The sequence below is a fragment of the Burkholderia sp. BCC1999 genome (assembly GCF_905339975.1).
GTDB lineage: Bacteria > Pseudomonadota > Gammaproteobacteria > Burkholderiales > Burkholderiaceae > Burkholderia.
Map to the genome: position 1 here is coordinate 251796 of NZ_CAJPHP010000003.1, position 22529 is coordinate 274324.

The 22529-nt window shown below is 67.3% G+C and carries 18 protein-coding genes and 7 tRNA genes; 7 read left to right on the top strand and 18 right to left on the bottom strand.

Features of this window, described 5'->3' with window-relative positions; translation table 11 throughout:
* The first annotated feature begins 28 nt into the window (after positions 1-28).
* Complete coding sequence (locus U5809_RS05815; RefSeq protein WP_322085853.1) at positions 29-907, top strand: helix-turn-helix transcriptional regulator; 879 nt, start codon at positions 29-31, stop codon at positions 905-907.
* Between the two features lie 25 nt (positions 908-932).
* Here the strand turns inward: U5809_RS05815 and U5809_RS05820 are convergent, their stop codons facing one another.
* The 9 genes from U5809_RS05820 to gltX all read right to left on the bottom strand — a co-directional run bounded on the left by U5809_RS05820 (position 933) and on the right by gltX (position 4303).
* Entirely contained in the window at positions 933-1397 is a 465-nt protein-coding gene (locus U5809_RS05820; RefSeq protein WP_322085854.1) for a GNAT family N-acetyltransferase, read from the bottom strand.
* Positions 1398-1732: 335 nt separating this feature from the next.
* Positions 1733-1809, bottom strand: a tRNA-Asp gene (locus tag U5809_RS05825).
* Between the two features lie 73 nt (positions 1810-1882).
* Positions 1883-1958, bottom strand: a tRNA-Glu gene (locus U5809_RS05830).
* A 66-nt stretch (positions 1959-2024) separates the two neighbouring features.
* Positions 2025-2101 (bottom strand) — tRNA-Asp (locus U5809_RS05835).
* 79 nt (positions 2102-2180) lie between these two features.
* A tRNA-Glu gene (locus U5809_RS05840) sits at positions 2181-2256 on the bottom strand.
* Between the two features lie 63 nt (positions 2257-2319).
* Positions 2320-2396: transfer RNA gene (locus tag U5809_RS05845), tRNA-Asp, on the bottom strand.
* A gap of 80 nt (positions 2397-2476) precedes the next feature.
* Positions 2477-2552 (bottom strand) — tRNA-Glu (locus U5809_RS05850).
* Between the two features lie 137 nt (positions 2553-2689).
* Positions 2690-2765: transfer RNA gene (locus U5809_RS05855), tRNA-Ala, on the bottom strand.
* A gap of 128 nt (positions 2766-2893) precedes the next feature.
* Positions 2894-4303 carry a glutamate--tRNA ligase gene (gltX, locus tag U5809_RS05860; protein ID WP_322085855.1) on the bottom strand — a complete coding sequence of 470 codons (1410 nt, stop codon included), beginning with the start codon at positions 4301-4303 and terminating at the stop codon, positions 2894-2896.
* 279 nt (positions 4304-4582) lie between these two features.
* Here gltX and U5809_RS05865 point away from each other — a divergent pair, with 279 nt between their 5' ends.
* Positions 4583-5509 carry a patatin-like phospholipase family protein gene (locus U5809_RS05865; RefSeq protein ID WP_282505455.1) on the top strand — a complete coding sequence of 309 codons (927 nt, stop codon included), beginning with the start codon at positions 4583-4585 and terminating at the stop codon, positions 5507-5509.
* A 150-nt stretch (positions 5510-5659) separates the two neighbouring features.
* Here U5809_RS05865 and U5809_RS05870 read toward each other — a convergent pair whose 3' ends face one another.
* The 6 genes from U5809_RS05870 to U5809_RS05895 form a co-directional block, all read right to left on the bottom strand.
* Positions 5660-6334 (bottom strand): C40 family peptidase, encoded by a 675-nt coding sequence (locus U5809_RS05870; protein WP_282505457.1) that lies wholly within the window; start codon positions 6332-6334, stop codon positions 5660-5662.
* Positions 6335-6462: 128 nt separating this feature from the next.
* Positions 6463-8085, bottom strand: coding sequence for a dipeptide ABC transporter ATP-binding protein (locus tag U5809_RS05875; protein ID WP_322085856.1), 1623 nt, complete (start codon positions 8083-8085; stop codon positions 6463-6465).
* Positions 8082-9179 carry an ABC transporter permease gene (locus U5809_RS05880; RefSeq protein WP_322085857.1) on the bottom strand — a complete coding sequence of 366 codons (1098 nt, stop codon included), beginning with the start codon at positions 9177-9179 and terminating at the stop codon, positions 8082-8084. The genes U5809_RS05875 and U5809_RS05880 overlap by 4 nt, the downstream gene beginning before the upstream one ends.
* A 48-nt stretch (positions 9180-9227) precedes the next feature.
* Complete coding sequence (locus tag U5809_RS05885) at positions 9228-10271, bottom strand: microcin C ABC transporter permease YejB (protein ID WP_322085858.1); 1044 nt, start codon at positions 10269-10271, stop codon at positions 9228-9230.
* Between the two features lie 50 nt (positions 10272-10321).
* Positions 10322-12205 carry an extracellular solute-binding protein gene (locus U5809_RS05890; RefSeq protein WP_322085859.1) on the bottom strand — a complete coding sequence of 628 codons (1884 nt, stop codon included), beginning with the start codon at positions 12203-12205 and terminating at the stop codon, positions 10322-10324.
* 141 nt (positions 12206-12346) lie between these two features.
* Complete coding sequence (locus U5809_RS05895; RefSeq protein ID WP_322085860.1) at positions 12347-12709, bottom strand: hypothetical protein; 363 nt, start codon at positions 12707-12709, stop codon at positions 12347-12349.
* A 298-nt stretch (positions 12710-13007) separates the two neighbouring features.
* Between U5809_RS05895 and U5809_RS05900 the strand changes: the two genes are divergently transcribed.
* The 4 genes from U5809_RS05900 to U5809_RS05915 all read left to right on the top strand — a co-directional run bounded on the left by U5809_RS05900 (position 13008) and on the right by U5809_RS05915 (position 19173).
* A complete protein-coding gene (locus U5809_RS05900; protein WP_322085861.1) occupies positions 13008-16226 on the top strand; it encodes an efflux RND transporter permease subunit in 3219 nt (1072 codons plus the stop codon).
* Complete coding sequence (locus U5809_RS05905; protein WP_322085862.1) at positions 16216-17391, top strand: efflux RND transporter periplasmic adaptor subunit; 1176 nt, start codon at positions 16216-16218, stop codon at positions 17389-17391. Before U5809_RS05900 ends, U5809_RS05905 begins: the two co-directional genes overlap by 11 nt.
* Positions 17384-18799 carry an efflux transporter outer membrane subunit gene (locus U5809_RS05910; RefSeq protein ID WP_322085863.1) on the top strand — a complete coding sequence of 472 codons (1416 nt, stop codon included), beginning with the start codon at positions 17384-17386 and terminating at the stop codon, positions 18797-18799. Before U5809_RS05905 ends, U5809_RS05910 begins: the two co-directional genes overlap by 8 nt.
* Before the next feature lie 110 nt (positions 18800-18909).
* Positions 18910-19173: a DUF4148 domain-containing protein gene (locus U5809_RS05915; protein ID WP_322085864.1), complete on the top strand. Its 264-nt coding sequence runs from the start codon at positions 18910-18912 to the stop codon at positions 19171-19173.
* A gap of 57 nt (positions 19174-19230) precedes the next feature.
* On the opposite strand, the gene U5809_RS05920 is transcribed toward U5809_RS05915, so the two are convergent.
* Genes U5809_RS05920 through U5809_RS05930 form a run of 3 tightly spaced genes read right to left on the bottom strand, consistent with a single transcriptional unit; the run spans position 19231 to position 21993 of the window.
* Positions 19231-19896: a response regulator transcription factor gene (locus U5809_RS05920; protein ID WP_322085865.1), complete on the bottom strand. Its 666-nt coding sequence runs from the start codon at positions 19894-19896 to the stop codon at positions 19231-19233.
* Positions 19897-19915: 19 nt separating this feature from the next.
* Entirely contained in the window at positions 19916-21307 is a 1392-nt protein-coding gene (locus U5809_RS05925; protein ID WP_322085866.1) for a HAMP domain-containing sensor histidine kinase, read from the bottom strand.
* Between the two features lie 11 nt (positions 21308-21318).
* Positions 21319-21993, bottom strand: coding sequence for a response regulator transcription factor (locus U5809_RS05930; protein ID WP_322085867.1), 675 nt, complete (start codon positions 21991-21993; stop codon positions 21319-21321).
* Positions 21994-22211: 218 nt separating this feature from the next.
* Here U5809_RS05930 and U5809_RS05935 point away from each other — a divergent pair, with 218 nt between their 5' ends.
* A complete protein-coding gene (locus U5809_RS05935) occupies positions 22212-22511 on the top strand; it encodes a DUF4148 domain-containing protein (RefSeq protein ID WP_322085868.1) in 300 nt (99 codons plus the stop codon).
* The last annotated feature ends 18 nt before the right edge of the window (positions 22512-22529 follow it).

Below are 22529 nucleotides of genomic sequence, written 5' to 3' on the forward strand. Positions count from 1 at the left end.
CATCGCCGCCGCGCAGCCCGAACCGTCCATGAATCCGCCCGTCCAAGCCGACGCATCGAACCCGTACGACGTCATCGACATCCCGCCCGAATTCGCGCCGACCGCCGTCCATCCGATGCGCGTGCGCGCACGGCAGGTCGATGCCGGCCGCCGCATCCCGCTGCACACGCATGCGTGGGCGCAGCTCGCGTACGCGTCGCGCGGCGTGCTGCGCGTCGCGACGACCGGCACGACGTGGATGGTGCCGCCGTCCCGCGCGATCTGGGTGCCGCCGCACGTGACGCACGAGGTCGTGATCGTCGAAGAGGCGTATTTGCGCACGCTGTATATCGACGAGTCGATCGTGCCTGACGGGCTCGACGCGTGCCGCGTCGTCGAAGTGACGGGGCTGCTGCGCGAACTGATCGTCGCGCTCGACGCACGCGACCTGAGCGCCGCACGCGAGCGCCTGCTGTGCGGGCTCGTGCTCGACGAGCTGAGTCACGCCGAACCGTTGCCGCTCGCGGTGCCGATGCCCGACGAGAAGCGGCTGCGCATGCTGTGCGAATCGGTGCTCGCGCACCCGGCGCATGCGGAATCGCTCGAACACTGGGCGAGCGAGGTCGGCGCGAGCACGCGCACGATTTCGCGGCTCTTCAAGCAGGAACTGGGCGTGAGCTTTTCGCAGTGGCGCCAACAGGCGCTGCTGGCGCGCGCGATCCCGCTGCTGAACCAGGGGCGCCCGCTGTCGCATATCGCCCGCGAACTCGGCTACCAGAGCCAGAGCGCGTTCTCGGCGATGTTCCGCCGTGCATTCGGTCAAAGCCCGCGCGCGTTCATGCTGCGCGGCTATGAGCATCGCGGCGCCGAAGGCGGCCTCGCGGAAGACGAAACGCCTGACGACAACGCGATCGACGCTGCTGGCTGATCGCGCGCGGCGGATCGTCAGCCCTTCAGACCGGCCGCACCATGTGACGGATCGAGCCGAGTTGCGCGAGCCGCGACCCGGCGACCCGGTAGCCCATGCGCTGGTAAAGACGCGCGGCGGGATTGTCGACGAACACGCGCAACTGCAGTTCGTGCAGCCCGCGCGCACGCGCCCAGCGGTGGGACATGTCGAGCATGTAGGTGCCGGCGCCCTGCCCGCGATGACCGGCCGCGATCTGCACGTCGCGGATGTGCAGCGAATCGCCTTCCTCGGTCACGCGCAGCACGCCGATGCGCTCGCCGTCCGCCTCGAGGATGAAGTTTTCGGATTCGCGCCAGCTCGCGTAGAACAGGTCGCTGCGCCACACGAGTCCATGGCGCTTGTAGTAGCCGCCCATGTTGCCGTGCGTCAGCGCTTCGGCGAACGGGAAATCGCCGGGCTCCGCGGGCCGGAGCTGATACAGGAGTCGCAGGTCGGTCGGATCGAGCATCACGCAGGGGTCAAGAACGCATCCCGCCACGATAGCGCAGTCGCGCGGGGATGCAATCGCGAATTTCTCGTAGCGGCGAGGTACATGATGCGGGATGGGCGCAACCGACGACACAAATGAAAAAGCCCGCACAAGGCGGGCTTTTTCATTTTTTGGCGGAGCGGACGGGACTCGCCTACATCCCGCAGGCCGCGGATGCGCGTGCACGCGCATCCCTTCGAGTCCCGCCGGAAGCCGCGCAGGCGGCTTCCTCCTCTCCGCAGTCACGCGCCCGCAAGCGGGCGCAACCGACGACACAAATGAAAAAGCCCGCGCAAGGCGGGCTTTCTCATTTTTGGCGGAGCGGACGGGACTCGAACCCGCGACCCCCGGCGTGACAGGCCGGTATTCTAACCGACTGAACTACCGCTCCAGTCTTGCTGCTTGCCTGGCAGGCGTCGGTTACTTCCTGCCGGCGCGTCGTTTGTTCGAACGACGCCGAAATCTGGCGTCCCCTAGGGGATTCGAACCCCTGTACTCACCGTGAAAGGGTGATGTCCTAGGCCTCTAGACGAAGGGGACAACGTACTGCTTACATCTTTAACGATAAAGCCCGTTCAAAAAACGTTCTTTGAACGGGCTTCGTTCTGGCGGAGCGGACGGGGCTCGAACCCGCGACCCCCGGCGTGACAGGCCGGTATTCTAACCAACTGAACTACCGCTCCAGCTTTCTGCACTACCGCCTGCAGGACATCGTCACGGTCCTGCCTGCGTTGCGACACTTCTACGAAACGCCGCTGAATCTGGCGTCCCCTAGGGGATTCGAACCCCTGTACTCACCGTGAAAGGGTGATGTCCTAGGCCTCTAGACGAAGGGGACAACGTACTGCCTACATCTCTAATACAAAAGCCCGCTCAAAAACGTCTTGAACGGGCTTCGTTCTGGCGGAGCGGACGGGACTCGAACCCGCGACCCCCGGCGTGACAGGCCGGTATTCTAACCGACTGAACTACCGCTCCAACTTTCTGCACCGTTACCTGCAGGACGTCGGTTACGTTCCTGCAAGCCTCGCGACACTTCTATGAAACGCCGCTGAATCTGGCGTCCCCTAGGGGATTCGAACCCCTGTACTCACCGTGAAAGGGTGATGTCCTAGGCCTCTAGACGAAGGGGACATGATCTTTTCAGACCTGTCTGACTTTCGCTATTCACTTCTGGTCAACAGCGAAGGCCGAAATTCTAACTGCTTTGAATCATTTTGTGAAGCATTTATTACTACCACTGCTTCGCAAATCAATCCAGCTTGTTCTGTTGGTGGAGGTAAGCGGGATCGAACCGCTGACCTCTTGCATGCCATGCAAGCGCTCTCCCAGCTGAGCTATACCCCCTTGCAGAACAGAAATGAGATTATATGGACCTACTTTGATCTTGTAAATACCCTTTTTGCGATTCGCGCGAAATATTTTGCGAAGCTGCCGCGCGCTCACGCGCAGACAGCTTCACTGACGCACGAACCTCAGGCGAGCGCGCCCTCGATGCGCGACACCACGACGTCACGACCGAACAGCACGAGCACCGCATCGATCGACGGCGTATGCGTGGTGCCGGCCACCAGCAGGCGCACCGGCATCGCGAGTTGCGGCATCTTCAGCTTGTGCGTGGCGAGCGTCGCCTTCAGCGCCGCGGACACCGCTTCCTTCGTCCAGTCGGCCGCCTTCAGCGCGGCGGCGAGATCGGCCAGCGCCGGCCGCACCGCATCGGTCACGTGCTGCGCGATCGCGTCGGCTTCCGGTGCCGGCACACGGTAGAACATCGCCGCACCTTCCGCGATCTCCTTCACCGTCGTCGCGCGATCCTTCATCAGGCCGACCACCGCATCGAGCGACGGGCCCGTCGCAAGTGCCACGTCGTCGATGCCGAGCGCGCCGAGGAACGGCTTCGCGAGTTCGGCGAGGCGTGCGTTGTCGGCTTCCTTGATGTAGTGCGCGTTCAGCCAGCTCAGCTTGCTGTGGTCGTACTGCGCGGGCGACTTGCCGAGATGCTCGAGATCGAACCATTCGACGAACTGCTCGCGCGAGAAGATCTCGGCGTCACCGTGCGACCAGCCGAGGCGCGCGAGATAGTTGACGACCGCTTCGGGCAGGAAACCCGCGTCGCGGTACGCCATCACGCTCATCGCGCCATGCCGCTTGCTCATCTTCTCGCCCTGCTCGTTCAGCACGGTCGGCAGGTGCGCATAGACGGGCGCCTCGCCGCCGAGTGCATTCAGGATGTTGATCTGGCGCGGCGTGTTGTTTACGTGATCGTCGCCGCGGATCACGTGCGTGATGCCCATGTCCATGTCGTCCACCACCACGCAGAAGTTGTAGATCGGCGTGCCGTCCGGGCGCGCGATCACGAGGTCGTCGAGCTCCTCGTTCGAGATCTCGACACGCCCCTTCACCGCGTCTTCCCACACGACCGTGCCCGTCAGCGGATTGCGGAAGCGCAGCACCGGCTTCACGCCGGCCGGCGGCTCCGGCAGCACCTTGCCGGGCTCCGGACGCCACGTGCCGTCATAGCGCGGCTTCAGGCCGGCCTCGCGCTGGCGTTCGCGCAGCGCGTCGAGCTCCTCGGCCGACATGTAGCACGGGTACGCGAGGCCCTTCTCGAGCATCTGCGCGAGCACTTCGCGATAGCGGTCCATCCGCTGCATCTGGTAGATCGGGCCTTCGTCGAAATCCAGGCCGAGCCATTGCATCCCTTCGAGGATCGCATCGACCGCTTCCTGCGACGAACGCTCGACGTCGGTATCCTCGATGCGCAGCACGAACGTGCCTTCCATCTTGCGGGCGAACGCCCACGGATAGAGTGCGGAGCGGATGTTGCCGAGGTGAATGAAGCCGGTGGGACTCGGCGCGAAGCGGGTACGGACAGGACGGGTCATAAACGGTAACTCGAACGCCTGGGGCGCATGAATGATTCGACGCGGGACGACGGCGGCAGCCCGGACAGCAACGGAGCCGACGACACCCGGAACGGGAAAGAAGCCGGAATTATACTCGCGCCGCACATCGCGCCAAGCGCGCCGCGTGCTTTATGATGTGCGCGCCGCGGCCGCCAGCCGGCGCGGCGCCGGCCGCACGGAACCCGCCGCGCGGCCGCTCGGAACCTATCGCCGCCGCGGGCCGTGTAACCCGCCGCCAAGCCGCCGGAGAACCATTCGATGTCGTCCCCTCGCCTGTCGCGCCGTCATTTCACGATCGCATGCGCGTCCGCCAGCCTCGCCGCCTGCACGTCATTCGGCGACAAGTCCCGCCCCGGCAACACGTCCGGCACCGCACCGTCGCAAGAGAAGCCCGTGAAGATCGGCATCGCGCTCGGCGGCGGCGCCGCGCGCGGCTTCTCGCACATCGGCGTGCTGAAGGCGCTCGAGGCGCGCGGCATCCCGGTCGAGATCGTCGCCGGCACGAGCGCCGGCTCGGTGGTCGGCGCGCTCTATGCGTCGGGCATGAGCGCGCTGCAGATCAACAAGATCGCGCTCGACATGGACCAGGCGGCCATCAGCGACTGGGCGCTGCCGTTCCGCTCGCGCGGCCTCCTGCAAGGCGTCGCACTGCAGAACTTCCTGAACAAGACGTTGAACAACCGACCGATCGAGAAGATGGCGAAGCCGCTCGGCATCGTCGCGACGGATCTGCAGAGCGGCCAGCCGATCCTGTTCCAGCAGGGCAACACGGGCCTCGCGGTGCGCGCGTCGTGCAGCGTGCCGTCGGTGTTCGAACCGGTGAAGATCGGCAATCGCGAATACGTCGACGGCGGCCTCGTGAGCCCGGTGCCCGCGTCGTATGCGCGCAAGATGGGTGCGAGCTTCGTGATCGCGGTCGACATCTCGGCCCGACCGGATGGCGCCGCGACCAACAACCCGATCGAGATGCTGCTGCAGACCTTCACGATCATGGGCCAGACGATCAAGACCTACGAGCTCGACAAGTACGCGGACGTCGTGATCCGACCGAACCTCGCGGCGATGGGCGGCAGCGACTTCAACCAGCGCAACGCGGCGATCCTCGCGGGCGAGGAAGCGGTCGCGCGCATCATGCCGGAACTGCAGCGCAAGCTCGCGGCCGCGCGCGGCGTGGCTGCGGCGTAATCGCGCCCGTCAGCGAGGAAGCGGCCGAGGTCGCCGCCTCGCTGCGGCCTGCCGTGCGATAGCCACGCCGTCGCGCGCGCCACCCCCAAAACAAAAAACCCTGCCGCCTTTCGGTGACAGGGTTTTTTTCGGTCTGACCGACCCCGAACGTCAGTTGTTGCCGTTCGCCGAATCGTCGCCGATCGTCGCGCGCACGCGCTGACGGAGGTCTTCGGGCTTCATCGGGAATTCCGATTCGAGCCGGCGCGCGCCGGTGAACCGCTTTTCCCAGTAGCCGCTGTCGAGATCGTCGACGCGAACGGTGCTGCCCGTCGACGGCGAGTGCACGAACTTGTTGTCGCCGATGTAGATGCCGACGTGCGAGAACGTACGGCGCATCGTGTTGAAGAACACGAGATCGCCCGGCTTCAGGTTGCTCATGCTCACCTTCTCGCCGACGCGGCTCATCTCTTCCGCGCGACGCGGCAGCGACATGCCGAGCGTGTCCTGGAACACGTAGCGGACAAAGCCGCTGCAGTCGAGACCCGAATCCGGCGAGTTGCCGCCCCAGCGATAACGCACGCCGATCATGTTCAGCGCGCCGACGACCACGTCGCCTGCCTTGCCGGCCATGCCGGCGAGGAACGACTTCGCGCCGCCGCTCGACGGCTGCGCGCTGGTCTGCTGGAGGGAGGAACCCGACCCGATCTGAGTCGAATTGGTGACATTCTGGTTAAAACTGCTGACTTCGTCGGCGAACGCGCCGGGAGCTGCTGCGAACAGGGCGCCGATGAACAGCCCGGCGATGGTGCGCGCGCATGCCTGGGTCAGGGATCGATGCTGCATTGGTCGATGGAATGTGCTTAAAAATCAGCTGATTGGCGGAAAATTTCGGTCGATACTAGCCAGCGCGTAATCGTTTGTCAAAACAAATTAATAAATACAATCGAGATGGTCAGACCATTGGCGGCCTATCACGCTTTCCAGACCGCTTTCAACAGCTTTTGTGTGTAAGGATGTGTCGGTCTCGTGAAGATGTCGGACACCTCCCCCGACTCGACGACGGCACCGTCCTGCATCACCGCGACGCGGTGCGCCATCGCGCCGATCACCTCCAGGTCGTGGCTGATGAACACATAGCCGAGGTTGTATTTCTGTTGCAAATTCGCGAGCAGTTTCAGCACCTGCTGCTGGATCGACACGTCGAGCGCCGACGTCGGCTCGTCGAGGATCAGGATCCGCGGTTCCAGCACCAGCGCCCGCGCGATTGCGATCCGCTGGCGCTGCCCGCCCGAGAATTCGTGCGGATAACGGTGCAGCACCGTGCGATCGAGGCCCACTTCGCGCAGCACCGCGAGCGACTTCGTGCGGCGCGCGTCGGGCGTCATGTCGGGGCGATGCAGCTCGAGCCCCTCGCCGACGATCCGCTCGATCGTATGACGCGGCGAAAGCGAACTGAATGGATCCTGAAAGACCACCTGCATGTTCGAGCGCAGCGCGGTCTGTTCGCGGCCGCGATAGGTCGACAACGCGCGCCCCTGGAATTCGATCTCGCCGCCGGCAGTCTTCTGCAGCCCGAGCAGCGCCATCGCGAGCGTCGACTTCCCCGACCCCGATTCGCCGACGATGCCGAGCGTCTCGCCCTGCCGCACCGACACCGACACGTCGGCGACGGCCGTCACCGGCACCGTGCCGAACCAGCCGGCGATGCCCGGCCGCTTGCGCGCGAACTGCACGCTCACGTGGCGCGCATCGAGCACGACGGGCGCGATGGGCATCACCGGCATGACCGCGCGCTGCGGCCGGCTGTTCAGCAGTCGCTGTGTATACGGATGTTCGGGTTCCGCGAAGATCCGCTCGACCGGCCCGCTCTCGACGAGCCGGCCGCGCTCCATCACGGCGATGCGTTCGGCGAAATGTCTGACGAGATTCAGGTCGTGCGTGATCAGCAGGATCGCCATCCCGCGCTTTTCCGCCTCCTCGCGCTGCAGCTCCAGCAGCAGGTCGACGATCTGCGCGCGGATCGTCACGTCGAGCGCGGTGGTCGGTTCGTCGGCGAGCAGCAGCCGCGGCCGGCAGGCCAGCGCCATCGCGATCATCGCGCGCTGCCGCTGGCCGCCCGACAGCTGGTGCGGGTAACTGTCGACCCGCTTGTCCGGCTCCGCGATGCCCGTGCGCGCGAGCAACGCGATCGCGCGCTTGCGCGCCTCGACGGCCGACACGCCATCGTGCAGCACGATCGTCTCGCCGATCTGCACGCCGATCGTATACAGCGGGTTGAGCGCCGTCATCGGCTCCTGGAAGATCATCGCGATGTCCGAGCCGCGCAGCCCGCGCATCTCGCGCTCGCTCTTGCCCGAAAGGTCCTGCCCCGCGAAGCGGATCGCGCCACTGACTTCGGCGTCGCGCAGCAACCGCAGGATCGACAGCGCGGTCACGCTCTTGCCGGAACCCGACTCGCCGACGAGCGCGAGGCGCTCGCCGCGCCCGATCGCGAGCGTCACGTCGTCCACCGCGACCGTGTCGCCGAAGCGCACGTGCAGATGCTCGAGCGACAGCAGCGGTTCGTGCTGCGTCGATACGGTCGGCTCGCTCATCGCTGGCCTCCCGCTGCGCGCACCGAATCGGCGATCCGCGTGTCGAGCGCGTTGCGCAGGGCGTCGCCCATGAAGGTCAGCAGCAGCAGCGTCGCGACCAGCACGCCGAACGTCGACAGCGAGATCCACCATGCGTCGAGGTTGCCCTTGCCCTGCGCGAGCAACTCGCCGAGGCTCGGCGTCGGGGGCGGCACGCCGAGCCCGAGGAAATCGAGGCTCGTGAGCGCGAGGATCGAGCCGCTCATCCGGAACGGCAGGAACGTGATCACCGGAGTGAGACTGTTCGGCAGCACGTGGCGCCAGATGATCTGCCAGTTCGTGAGGCCCATCGCGCGTGCCGCGCGCACGTAGTCCTGCGTGCGGTTGCGCAGGAATTCCGCGCGCACGTAGTCGGCGAGCCCGATCCAGCCGAACAGCGACAGCAGCACGATCAGCAACAGGAAGCTCGGCTCGAAGATCGATGCGAAGATGATCAGGAGGTACAGCTCGGGCAGCGAACTCCAGATCTCGATCAGCCGCTGCCCGACGATGTCGATGCGCCCGCCGAAGAAGCCCTGTACGGCGCCCGCGGCGATCCCGAGCAGCGTGCCGATCACGGTCAGGATCAACCCGAACTCGACCGAGATCCGAAACCCGTACACGAGCCGCGCGAGCAGGTCGCGCCCCTGCGCGTCGGTGCCGAGCCAGTTCTCGCGCGACGGCGGCGCCGGGTTCGGCACGTTCGAGAAGTAGTTCAGCGTATCGTAGTAATAGTGGTTCGGCGGATAGACGACGAAGTTGCCGGGCGCCTCGAGCCGCTTGCGCACATACGGATCGAGATAGTCGGCCGGCGTCGGGAAATCGCCGCCAAAAGTCGTTTCCGGATACGCATGGAACATCGGGAAATAGGTCTCGCCGTCGTAGCGCACGACGAGCGGCTTGTCGTTCGACCACAGCGGCGCCGCGAGGCTCGCGGCGAACGCGACGACGAAGATCACGAAGCTCCAGTAGCCGAGGCGCTGCTGCCTGAAGCGTTGCCACACGCGGCGCGCGGGTGACGGCGACACGCGCGCACGGGCGGCATCGATGCGGGATGATGCGACGGCCCGGTTCATCGCGCTCCTCGCCCCACGGCGCCGGGCATGCGGATGGATCGTTTCATGTCAGCGCTCCAGATTGTCGAATTGAATGCGCGGATCGACCCACACATAGCAAAGATCGGAGATCAGCTTGGTCGCGAGCCCGATCAGCGTGAACAGGTACAGCGTGCCGAGCACGACCGGATAGTCGCGCCGCACGACCGACTCGTACGACAGCAGCCCGAGGCCGTCGAGCGAGAACAGCGTCTCGATCAGCAGGCTGCCCGTGAAGAACGCGCCGATGAACGCGGCCGGGAAGCCGACGATCAGCGGCAGCATCGCATTGCGGAACACGTGCTTCCACAGCACGCTGCGCTCGGAGAGCCCCTTCGCGCGCGCGGTCAGCACGTATTGCCGGCGGATCTGGTCGAGGAACGCATTCTTCGTGAGCATCGTGACGACCGCGAAGCTGCCGACGACCGACGCCGTGATCGGCAGCGCGATGTGCCACAGGTAGTCGAGCACCCTGCCGACGAGCGATAGCTGCGCGAAGTTGTCCGACGTGAGGCCGCGCAGCGGAAAGAGCTGCCAGAACGAGCCGCCGCCGAACAGCACGAGCAACAGCACGCCGAGCACGAAACCCGGGATCGCATAACCGACGAGCACGACGAGGCTCGTCGCGATGTCGAACGGCGAACCGTTGCGCACGGCCTTCGCGATGCCGAGCGGCACCGAAATCAGGTACGTGAGGAAAAACGTCCACAACCCGATGCTGATCGACACCGGCAGCTTCTGCACGACCAGCGACCACACGCTCTGGTGGCGGAAATAGCTGTCGCCGAGATCGAAGCGCGCGAAGCGCTTCAGCATCAGCCAGTAGCGTTCGAGCGGCGGCTTGTCGAAGCCGTACAGCGCCTTGAGCTGCGCGAGCTGCTGCGCGTCGACGCCGGTGTGTGCGCGCATCCCGAACGGCACCGCGCCCTGCTCCGTCGCGCCCTTGCGCAACTCCTGCACGGCCTGCTCGACGGGCCCGCCCGGCACGAACTGGATCACCGCGAACGTGAGGGTCAGCACGCCGATGAGCGTCGGGATCATCAGCAGCAGGCGTTTGAGGATGTAGCTCCACATAGGGCGTCGACTCGTGATCGGTGGCGGGTTGAACGAAGGGCCGGTGCGGGTCAGTGATCGGGCTTCGCCCACCAGGTCGACACGACCCAGCCCTCGGCCGAATAGTACAGCGGCAGCGTCTGCGGATAGGCCAGCGTGTGCCGGTACGCGATCCGGTGCGTCGTGCTGTACCACTGCGGCACCGCGTAGTAGCCATGCATCAGCACGCGGTCGAGCGCGTGCGTCGCGTCGAGCAGGTCCTCGCGCGTCTGCGCGGTGCCGAGCGCGTGCAGCAATGTGTCGACCGCCGGCGACTTCAACCCGATGAAGTTGTCGGAGCCCGGCTCGTCGGCGAACTTGCTCGCGTAACGCGAGTACTGCTCGGCGCCCGGCACCTGCACGCCCGGCAGGCGGATCGTCGTCATGTCGTAGTCGAACGCGTCGAGGCGCTTCTGCAGCAGCGCGAAATCGGCCGTGCGAAAGCGCGCGTCGATGCCGAGCTTCGCGAGATTGCGCTGGTACGCCGTCACGACACCTTCCATCGCGGCGCCCGAATCGTCGAGGATCTCGAACGTGAACGGCTCGCCCTTCGCGTTGCGCAGCGCGCCGTCGCGATAGGTCCAGCCGGCTTGCGCGAGCAATGTGCGCGCCTTCAGCAGGTTCGCGCGCAGCGAGCCCGGCGGGTTCGTGTCCGGCTGCGTGACCATCGGGCCGAACACGGCCGGATCGAGCTGCGCACGCAGCGGCTCGAGCAGCTTCAGCTCACCCTCGCCCGGCGTACCGGTCGCCTGCAGGTCGGTGTCGGCGAAATAGCTGTCGAGGCGCGTGTACGCGCTGTAGAACAACTGGCGGTTCAGCCATTCGAAGTCGAACGCGAGGTCGAGCGCCTGGCGCACGCGCACGTCGCGAAACAACGGCCGGCGCAGGTTCATGAAGAAACCCTGCATGCCGGCGCCGTTATGCTGGCGGAATTCGCGCTTGACGAGCTCGCCGCTGTCGAAACGCTTGCCGACGTCGCGCCGGGTCCAGTTGCGCGCGATGTACTCGACGAGCACGTCGTATTCGCCGGCCTTGAACGCCTCGAGCCGCGCGACGCCGTCGCCGTACAGCTTGTAGACGATCCGCGCGAAGTTGTTGGTGCCGACCCGCACCGGCAGGTCGGCGCCCCAGTAAGCGGGGTTGCGCCGGTACGTGATCGTGCGGCCGTTGTCGTAATGCTCGATCAGGTACGGACCGCTGCCGATCGGCTGCTCGAACGCGAGCTGGTCGAACGGGATGCGCGAGCCGTCCGCGCGCAATCCCCACTTGCGCGAGAACACGGGCACGCCGCCGGCGATCAGCGGTAGCTCGCGATTCGCGCTGCGGAACTCGAAGCGTACGGTGGCCGGGTCGACCACCACGGCCTTCGCGATCTCCGCGAAATACGCGCCGAACTGCGGCGCGGCCTGTTTGCTCTTCAGCGTATCGAACGAAAACTTGACGTCGTCGGCCGTGACCGGGTCGCCATTGGAAAAGCGCGCGCGCGGATTCAGATGGAACGTGACCGAACGGCGATCGGGCGCGACGTCGATGTCGTCGGCCAGCAGCCCGTAAGCGGATGCCGGTTCGTCCGAACTCCCCGTCGCGAGGCTCTCGAACAGATTGTCGATGCCCGGCGCCGGGTTGCCGCGCATCGTGAACGGATTGAACTTGTCGAACGACGTCAGCCGGTTCGGGTTCGCGAGCACGAGCGTGCCGCCCTTCGGCGCATCGGGGTTGACGTAGTCGAAATGCTTGAAGCCCGGCGGATATTTCGGCTCGCCGTACTGCGCGATCGCATAGACCGCGTGGGCGGCCGGCGCGGCCAGCGTCGCGTACAGCGCAAACGCCGCGGCAACGCGGCCGGCGGCCCGTACGGCACGCTGCGCGCCGAAGCAGGCCCGTGAGGCGGCGGCCCGGGGCGAACCCTTCGTCATAGAGGCCCTGTCGGTCGAATGAGGGTAGTAACGAGGGACGATTCTACCCATTCAGGCCTGCGGGCCAAAAGAAAACCGCCACGCGGGCGGTTTCTTCACGAGCGAATCGCGGGCGCGCATCAAGCGGGCGCGCCGCGCCGATCAGCGCCAGCCGTTGTGGCGGCCGTTATCCCAGTGGCCGCGATCGCGATCGCCGCCCCAGCCGCGACCATGGTGGCGATACCACTCGTCACGGCCCCAGTAGCGACGGCCGTCCCAGTAGCGGTCGCCGTGCCAGCCGATGATGATGGCCGGCGCCGGTGCGTAGACGGGTGCCGGCGCGTAGACCGGCGCAGGCTGATAGACGACCGGCGGCGGAGGCGGCGCATACACGGGTGCGGGCGCGACGTAGACCGGTGCCGGAACGCCGAGATTGATCCCGACATTGACTCCCGCCATTGCTGCGCCCGACACGAGCAAGGCCGTCATACCGGTCAAGAGCGAGGCAATACGCAAGGTCTTCATGGATTCCTCTTTGGGGGTTGTTTGATGTGTGATTCGACTATAACGGCAAGCACCGTCTCCGCATATTTCAAGTTTGTAAGAACTGATGCGCGGCATCGCAACGGGAAGCCAGCGCTAACGTCTTGTAACAATCGACGCCTGCCCCGCCCCTCACCACCCGTTCCTAAAACATCTTTCATCCTGCCCCGCGCCTCGCGTTAAGGGGCGACACGCACACTGCGCGAGCCGAACCGGGCTCCCGCCACGCTTCGGCACTTCGCTGACAGGCCGGCGCCCCGCGCCGGCGGAGACCTCGCCGATGCTGAAACTCGTCCGACTCGCGCTCGCGCGCCCCTACACGTTCATCGTCCTCGCGCTGCTGATCCTGATCGCGGGGCCGCTCGCGGCGCTGCGCACGCCGACCGACATCTTTCCCGACATCCGGATTCCCGTCATCAGCGTCGTATGGAATTACGCAGGCCTGCAGCCGGCCGACATGTCGGGGCGCGTCGTAACCTATTACGAGCGCACGCTCGGAACGACGGTCAACGACGTCGCGCACATCGAGTCGCAGTCGTTCCGCAGCTTCGGGATCGTCAAGATCTTCTTCCAGCCGAGCGTCGACATCCGCACCGCGACTGCCCAGGTCACGTCGATCTCGCAGACGGTGCTCAAGCAGATGCCGCCTGGCACCACGCCGCCGCAGATCCTCAACTACAACGCATCGACGGTACCCGTGCTGCAGCTCGCGCTGACGAGCGACACGCTGAACGAGCAGCAGCTCGGCGACTACGCGACCAACGTGATCCGGCCGCAGTTGCTCTCCGTCGCGGGCGTCGCGATTCCGTCGCCTTATGGCGGCAAGGTGCGCCAGGTGCAGATCGACCTCGACCCGCAGGCACTGCAGGCCAAGGGGCTGTCCGCGCAGGACGTCGCGACCGCGCTTGCGCAGCAGAACCAGATCATCCCGGCCGGCACGCAGAAGATCGGCGGCTTCGAATACAACATCCGGCTCAACGACAGCCCGCTGAGCATCGACCAGCTCAACGCGCTGCCGATCCGGACCGTGAACGGCGCGGTGATCTTCATGCGGGACGTCGCGCACGTGCGCGACGGTTTTCCGCCGCAGGGCAACATCGTACGCGTCGACGGCCGCCGCGCGGTACTGATGAGCGTGCTGAAAAGCGGCTCGGCGTCGACGCTCGACATCATCGCGGGTGTCAAGGCGCAATTGCCGCGCATCGAGGCGACGCTGCCGCCGTCGCTCCGGCTCGTCGTGATGGGCGACCAGTCGGTGTTCGTCAAGGGCGCCGTGAGCGGCGTCGCGCGCGAAGGCCTGATCGCCGCCGCGCTCACCTCCGCGATGATCCTGCTGTTCCTCGGCAGCTGGCGCTCGACGCTGATCATCGCCGCGTCGATCCCGCTCGCGGTGCTGGCGGCGATCGCCGCGCTCGCCGCCGCGGGCGAGACGCTCAACGTGATGACGCTCGGCGGGCTCGCGCTCGCGGTCGGCATTCTGGTCGACGACGCGACCGTCACGATCGAGAACGTCAACTGGCATCTGGAACAGGGCAAGGACGTGCGCAGCGCGATCCTCGACGGCGCATCGCAGATCGTCGCACCGGCCTTCGTGTCGCTGCTGTGCATCTGCATCGTGTTCGTGCCGATGCTGCTGCTCGACGGCGTCGCGCGCTTCCTGTTCGTGCCGATGGCCGAAGCCGTGATCTTCGCGATGATCGCGTCGTTCGTACTGTCCCGCACGTTCGTGCCGATGATGGCCCGCTACCTGCTGAAACCGCATGCCGCGCATCCGGCGGCCGTGCTCGCGCCGCACGGTGCGCCGTTCGCGCCGCCGCGCGCGCGCAATCCGCTGGTCGCGTTCCAGCAGGGTTTCGAGCGCCGCTTCGCCGCGCTGCGCGCCGGCTATCGTGTCGTGCTCCGGCTCGCGCTTGCCGACCGCGCCCGCTTCGTCGTGTTGTTCCTCGCGGCGGTCGCCGTGTCGTTCGTGCTGGTGCCGGGTCTCGGCCGCAATTTCTTCCCGTCGGTCGACTCGGGCGAGATCGCGATCCACGTGCGCGCGCCGATCGGCACGCGCATCGAGGAAACGGCCGCGCTGTTCGACCGCGTCGAGCGCACGGTGCGCGGCGTCGTGCCACCGCGTTCGATCGCGAGCATCGTCGACAACATGGGGCTGCCGAACAGCGGGATCAACCTCACGTACAGCAACAGCGGCACGATCGGCCCGCAGGACGGCGACATCCTCGTGTCGCTCACCGGCGACCACGCGCCGACCGCCAGCTATGTGAAGCAGCTGCGTACCGAGCTGCCGCGCGCTTTTCCGGGAGTGACTTTCTCGTTCCTGCCCGCCGACATCGTGAGCCAGATCCTCAACTTCGGCGCACCGGCGCCGATCGACGTGCAGGTGACGGGCCCCGACCGTGCGGCCAACCGCGCCTACGCGACCGAGCTGTTGCGACGCATCCGCACGGTGCCGGGCGTCGCCGATGCGCGCGTGCAGCAGGCGTCGACCTATCCGCAGTTCACGGTGTCGGTCGATCGCGCGCGCGCCGCGCAGCTCGGCATCACCGAGCAGGACGTCACCAATGCGGTGGTGGCCAGCCTGTCCGGCACGAGCCAGGTGTCGCCGACCTACTGGCTCGATCCGCACAACGGCGTGTCCTATCCGATCGTCGCGCAGACGCCGCAGTACCGGATGACGTCGCTGTCGGACCTGCGCGCACTGCCCGTCACGGGCCGCACGGGCGCCCCGCAACTGCTCGGCGGTCTCGCGACGATCGTGCGCGGACAGACCGACGCGGTCGTGTCGCACTACGACATCGCGCCGCTGTACGACATCTTCGCGACGACGCAGGATCGCGATCTCGGCGCGGTCAGCACCGACATCGAGCGCGTGCTGCGCGCGAGCGCCGCCAGACTGCCGAAGGGATCGCGCGTGACCGTGCGCGGCCAGGTGCAGACGATGAACGGCGCATTCGGCGGGCTGCTCGCCGGCCTCGCCGGCGCGGTGCTGCTGATCTACCTGCTGATCGTCGTGAACTTTCATTCGTGGCGCGACGCGTTCGTGATCGTGAGCGGGCTTCCCGCGGCGCTCGCCGGCATCGTCTGGATGCTGTTCGTCACGCGCACGCCGCTGTCGGTACCCGCGTTGACGGGCGCGATCCTGTGCATGGGCGTCGCGACCGCGAACAGCATCCTCGTCGTCACCTTCGCGCGCGAACGGCTCGCGCACACCGCCGACGCGGCCGGCGCCGCGCTCGAGGCCGGCTTCACCCGCTTTCGGCCCGTGATGATGACCGCGCTCGCGATGATCATCGGCATGGCGCCGATGGCGCTCGGTCTCGGCGACGGCGGCGAACAGAACGCCCCGCTCGGCCGCGCGGTCATCGGCGGCCTGCTGTGCGCGACCGTCGCGACGCTGGTGTTCGTGCCCGTCGTATTCAGTCTCGTCCATCGGCGCGATCGCGCGCCGCGCTCCGAATCCCTTTCCGTCACTCCGGGAGAACAGCATGTCCACTGAATTCGAAGTCCGTCCCCCCGGCACGCCGCGCTACCTGAAGCCGCTCGCGATCGCGGGCGCCGTCGCTGCGCTCGCCGTCGCGGCCGCCGGCGTCTTCGCCCGCCTGCACGACGCGCACGCGGTCGCCGCATGGACCGCGCAGCAAGCGGTCCCGACCGTCGCAACGGTCGCGCCGCAGCAGGCCGCGGCCGACGCACTCGTGCTGCCGGGCCGTCTCGACGCGTATGTCGACGCACCGATCTATGCACGCGTACCGGGTTACCTGCATGCGTGGTACGCGGACATCGGCGCGCATGTGAAGGCCGGCCAACTGCTTGCGTCGATCGACACGCCCGATCTCGACCAGCAGTTGCAGCAGGCCCGTGCCGATCTGCAAAGCGCGAGCGCGAACGAGCGGCTCGCAGCCGTCTCGGCTGCACGCTGGGCCGAGATGCTTGCGCAGGATTCCGTATCGCAGCAGGAGGCCGACGAGAAACGCAGCGACCTCGACGCGAAACGCGCGGCCGTCGCGGCAAGCACGGCCAACGTGCGGCGACTCGAAGCGCTCGAATCGTTCAAGCGGCTCACGGCGCCGTTCGACGGCGTCGTGACGGCCCGCAAGACCGACGTCGGCGCGCTGATCGACGCGGGCAGCGGCAACGGCGCCGAACTCTTCACCGTGTCGGATGCGCGGCGGCTGCGGTTGTACGTCCACGTCCCGCAGGACGACGCGACCGCGATCCGCGCGGGCATGCAGGTCGCGCTGACCGTGCCCGAGCGCCCCGGCACGACGTTCGACGCAACGCTCGCGAATTCCGCGCAGTCGATCGATCCGGCATCCGGCACGCTGCTCGCGCAGTTTTCGATCGCCAACCCGGCCGGCACGCTGTTTCCCGGCGAATACGCGCAAGTGCGGATCGCGATGCCCGGCGCCGCGCATGCACTGACGATTCCTGCCAGCACGCTGATCTTCCGCCGTGACGGGTTGCAGGTCGCGGTGCTCGACGCGAACGGGCACGCCAGGTTGCGCAACATATCGATCGCGACCGATCTCGGCACGCGCGTCGAGATCGCGTCGGGGCTCGCGGCCGGCGATCGCGTGATCGACAATCCGCCCGATTCGCTTGCTGACGGCGACCCCGTGCGCGTCGCCGGCGCCGCGACGACGGAGCGCGCGCATGGCTGACCGACTGCTTGCTGCATGGCTGGGCAGCGCCGCGCTGCTTGCCGGCTGTTCGCTGGCGCCAACCTATCGCGCGCCGGATGTCGCGGTGCCGGCCGCGTTTCGCGAAACGGGCCCGTGGGTCGACGCCACGCCGGCCGACCGACTCCCTAGCGACGGCTGGTGGCGCGTATATGGCGACGCAACCCTCGACCGGCTAGAACCGCTCGTCGCGCGGGCGAATCCCGACCTCGCGGTCGCCGTCGCGCGGCACGACGAAGCTGCCGCGCTGTTCGACGAAGCGCATGCGGCATTGCTGCCGACCATCGGCATCGATGCCGAACCCGACCGCGACCGGCAGTCGGCGCGCCGGCCGCTGCGCGGCAACGGCCAGCCCGACGTCTACGAATCGAACACGCTCGAAGCCGGCATCGGCTACGACGTCGATTTGTGGGGCAAGGTCCGCAACACGGTCGCGGCCGGCCGCGACGATGCGCAGGCGGCCAACGATGACCTCGCCTCGGTCCGGCTCAGCCTGCAAGCCGGTGTGGCCGCCACCTACTTCGACCTCGCCGGTCTCGACCGCGAAGCGGACACGCTCGCGCAAACGATCGACACCTACCGCCGCGCGTGGCAGCTGACGGTCAGCCGTCATCGCGGCGGCCTTGCGTCCGGGCTCGACGTGTCGCGTGCGCAAACGCAACTCTCGCTCGCCCAGGCGCGCGCATCAGACATCGCCGCGCGCCGCGCCCTCGACGAACATGCGATCGCGGCGCTCGTCGGCGCATCCGCATCGACGTTCACGCTGCCACCCGTCGCGGCGCTTCCGGGCGTGCCGTCGATTCCGACCGGACTCGCGTCGACGCTGCTCGAACGCCGGCCGGACATCGCCGCCGCCGAACGTCGCGTCGCGGCGGCGAACGCACGGATCGGCGTCGCCCGCGCGGCCTATTTCCCCGACCTGTCGCTCGGCCTCGACGCCGGCTTCCAGAGCGATACGTTTTCGCCGTGGCTCGCCGCGCCGAACGAGATCTGGTCGATCGGGCCGCGCCTCGCGATGACGCTGTTCGACGGCGGCCTGCGTGCAGCCGGCGTACGCAAGTCACGCGCGCAGTTCGCCGAGCAGGGTGCGCGCTATCGCGCCGTCGTGCTGCAGGCGTTCCGCGAAGTCGAGGACGATCTCGCGCTGCTGCACCGCCTCGGCGACGAGTCGGACCAGGACGACGCGGCGCTCGTCGCGGCGCGACGGTCGCTCGCCCTCGCGATGTCGCGCTATCGCGACGGTGCGGTCAGCTATCTCGACGTGGTCACGGCGCAGACGACCGAACTCGATACGCAAATCGCGTCACTCGATGCCGATGCGCGACGCCTGCAGGCATCCGTCGGGCTCGTGCGTGCACTCGGCGGCGGTTGGCACGGCGCGCGTTCATGAACGTTTCTTCATCGGCGCGCCCGGTGTCCGCACCGGCGCGCCCGATAACGTGGTTCCTGCCGGCATTGCCGTCGCGGCACCGGCCTCTGCCACTTGAACAGGATCACGCCATGAAGACCTTGATGTTCGCCACGCTCCTCTCCGCCCTCTGCGTCGCACTGCCCGGCCGGGCCAGCGCGATGCCGCCCAATGCGGCGACAGCTTCGCCGACGCTCGCATCGGCCGCGCCCGTACCGCTGCCGTCGCAACCGGCATGGAACTGGAATGCCCCGCAAGCCGCGCCGCTGACGCGTGCGCAGGTCTATCGTGAACTCGTCCACGCCGAACGCGATGGTCAGCTCGCGCAACTGAATCGCGAACTCTATTCGCACTGACCACGCGCACGCGAACGTGCCGTGCGACGCGCGGCACGTTCGGCGCAATACCGACCGTCACCCGCCCGCGTCGAACCTGAACCCGAATCGCGCAACGGTTTCGATCCGCGCGGAGAACGCATGCTCGGCCAGCTTGCGCCGCAACCGCACGACCAGCGCATTCACCGTTTCGGGCTCGATATCGGCATCACCCCATGCATAACGCAGCACGGCATCGCGCCCGACCGGCCGCCCCGATTCGCGCAGCAGGCATTCGACGAGACGGAATTCCCGTGCGCTGAGCGCCAGCCGCCTGCCATGCTCCTCGAGTGCGCGCGTCGCCGCGTCGAGCCGGACCGATTCACGCGTTTCGATCGCACCCGTCCGGCGCCACAACGCGCGCAGCCGCTCGTGCAGCTCCACGAACGAACACGGATGGGCAAGACACACGTCGCAGCCGGCCTGCAGCATCCGCGCACGCTGCGCGGGTGTTGTGCCGGTGACGATCGCCGCAATCGTCGCGCCACCGGCCGATACGGCGAGTCGTGGAAATCCGGTGAGGATCTCCGGGTCGGCTGCCGCATCGGGTGCGGCAATCACGATGGCATCGAACCGGTCCTGCGTCGCCGCGAAGCAGCCGTCGCGCCATCCGTCGACGCGCTCGACGCCATGCATGCTCTCGCGAAACGCCTTGTCGAGCCGCGCGGCCTCGGGCGTAGGCGGAGCAATCAGCAGGATGCGCATCGATCGGTCTCCTGCGCCGTCACGCGAGCGAGCGCGGCCAGCATTCGACCGTGATCGCCGCACCGACCGGCTGCGCATCGCCGATCCGCAGTGCGAAACCATGCACGCGCATCACGGCCGACACGACGCTCAAGCCGAGTCCCGACCCGCTCACGTGACGCGTGCGCTCGCCGCGATAGAAGCGTTCGAGCACCGCATCGCGCTCGCCCGGCGGGATGCCGGGACCGGTGTCCTCGAACCGCACGAGCGAGCCGTTCGGTGTCGCGTGGAGCACGACGCGCACGCGGCCGCCCGGCGGTGTGAACTTGATGGCGTTGTCCGCGAGATTGCTGAACGCCTCGAACAGCAATGCGCGGTCGCCGTGAATGCCGTCGACCGGTGCCGCGTCGAGCGCGAACGACACGCCGACGGCCTCGGCCAGCGGCTCGTAGAGCTCGCATACGTCGCGCAGCAACGCCGCGACGTCGACCGCGGCAAAGCCGCCGCGCCGGCTCAGCGTGCCGATCTCGGAAATGCGCAACATCGCGCGAAAGCGTTCGAGCAGCCGGTCGGTTTCGTCGCGCGCCGACGCCAGCAGCGCCGCCGACGCAGGGTCGTCCGCGCAGAACGGCTGGTCGGCCAGACGCGCCAGCATCGTATGCACGCGTGCGAGCGGCGTGCGCAGGTCGTGCGCAATGCCGTCGCAGGTATGGCGCACCTCGCCCATCAGCCGCTCGACCTCGTCGAGCATGTGGTTCACGAGATGCGCGAGCAGGTCGAGTTCGTCGTAGCGGCCGACCGGCAGCCGCTTGCCGAGATCGCCTTCGGCGATCTGCCGCGTGACGCGCCGGATCGCGGCGACGCGGCGCATCTGCCGCATGCCGAGCATGCTGCCGCCCGCGATGCCCGCGATCAGGATCATCACGCCGCCGATCACGAGCCCGCGGATCGCAACATCGCGGATCTGGATGAAATGCGACAGGTCGCGCGCGACGACCAGCGTCATCCCGTTGTCGCGGCGCACGGCCATCGCGCGCGTGATCGGCGCGGGCTGGCCGTCGAGCGGCGCGAGCGTACGGTTCAGCGTGCGCCCGTCGCGATCCGTGCGCAACGCGGGCAGTGTCGCGATGTCGCCGGCCACACGGCGACCGGCCGCGTCGAACAGCCCGTAGAAACTCGTATGCATGTGTTCGTGCTCGAGCCGCCGGTGGATCGCGAGCGGCAGCTCGGCATCGGGGATCGAATCGAAATAGATCAGCTGCCACGCGAGCACCTCGTCGGTGTCGCGCGTCATCGTGTGCGTCGCGGCCACGTTGATCACGCCCGCGAGCAGCAGCAGCGACACCGAGAAGATCGCCGCATACGCGCACAGCCAGCGAAACGTCGTCGTATGCCAGCGGCGCGTGAAATTCGCCGCGCGAGCCGCGTCCATTCCTGCCTCCGTCACGCGAGCATGTAGCCCGAGCCGCGCACCGTCTGGATCATCGGTTGCGCGCCGGGCGGATCGATCTTCTTGCGCAGCCGGCCCATGTGGACGTCGATCAGGTTGGTGCCGGGATCGAAGTGATAGCCCCACACGGTCTCGAACAGCATCGTGCGCGTGATTGTCTGGCCCGCGTTGCGCATCATGAACTCGAGCACGCGGAATTCGGTCGGCAGCAGTGGAATCTCGTCGCCGCCGCGGCGCGCGCAGCGCGAAATGAGGTCGAGCTCCAGTGCGCCGACCTTCAGCAGCGTCTGCTGCGGCACGCCCGATGCTTGCCGGCGACGCAGCAGCACCTCGATGCGCGCGCTCAGCTCGCCGGAATCGAACGGCTTCGTCAGGTAATCGTCGCCGCCCGCACGCAGCCCACGGATGCGCTCGTCGACATCGCCGAGCGCGCTCAGCATCAGCACAGGCGTATCGATGCCGACCGTGCGCATCGCGGTCAGGATCGCGAGACCGTCCGCGCCCGGCAGCATCCGGTCGAGCGTGATCGCGTCGTACGATGTGCTCATCGCGCGCATCATCCCCTCGCGGCCGTTGTCGATCCAGTCGACCTCGAACCCGCGCGCGGTCAACTCGCCGACGATCTCGTTCGCGGTCACCGCATCGTCCTCGACCGTCAGTACTCGCATGGTTGTCCTCGCAATGAACGTCATGACGGGCGCACACGAAGCGCCCGCGACTATCGTAGGCGACGCGGCCGCCGTCCGGCGTTACATGAAACATGCTTCATCCAGCGCCACGGCAAGCACGCGTGAAACAAGTTTCATCCGTGCGTCGCCTGCCCCGCAGTGCGCGCCACCTACGCTGACGTCATGCGGCATCGGGCCGCGAAACCAGGAGCTACCGGATGAAACTGCCGACCACCGTCGCCTGCATGCTGCTCGCATGCGCCAGCACCGCCGCGTTTGCGGGGCCGCACCTCACCCCTCGCGAATGCCAGGCGTACCCGTTCGTTCACACGGGCCACGAGGTCACGCATGCGGACCTCGTACGCGAGCTGACCGAGCTCGAACAGGTCGGCTACAACCCCGCGCACGCGAGCCCCTACTACCCCGACGATCTCGACGGCGCGAAGCATCGGCTCGACGTCGAATACCGCACGGACTGCACGCATGCGCTGACGGCCGACGCGGGCGTGCAGCACTGATCGCACGGCCTGGCGCAA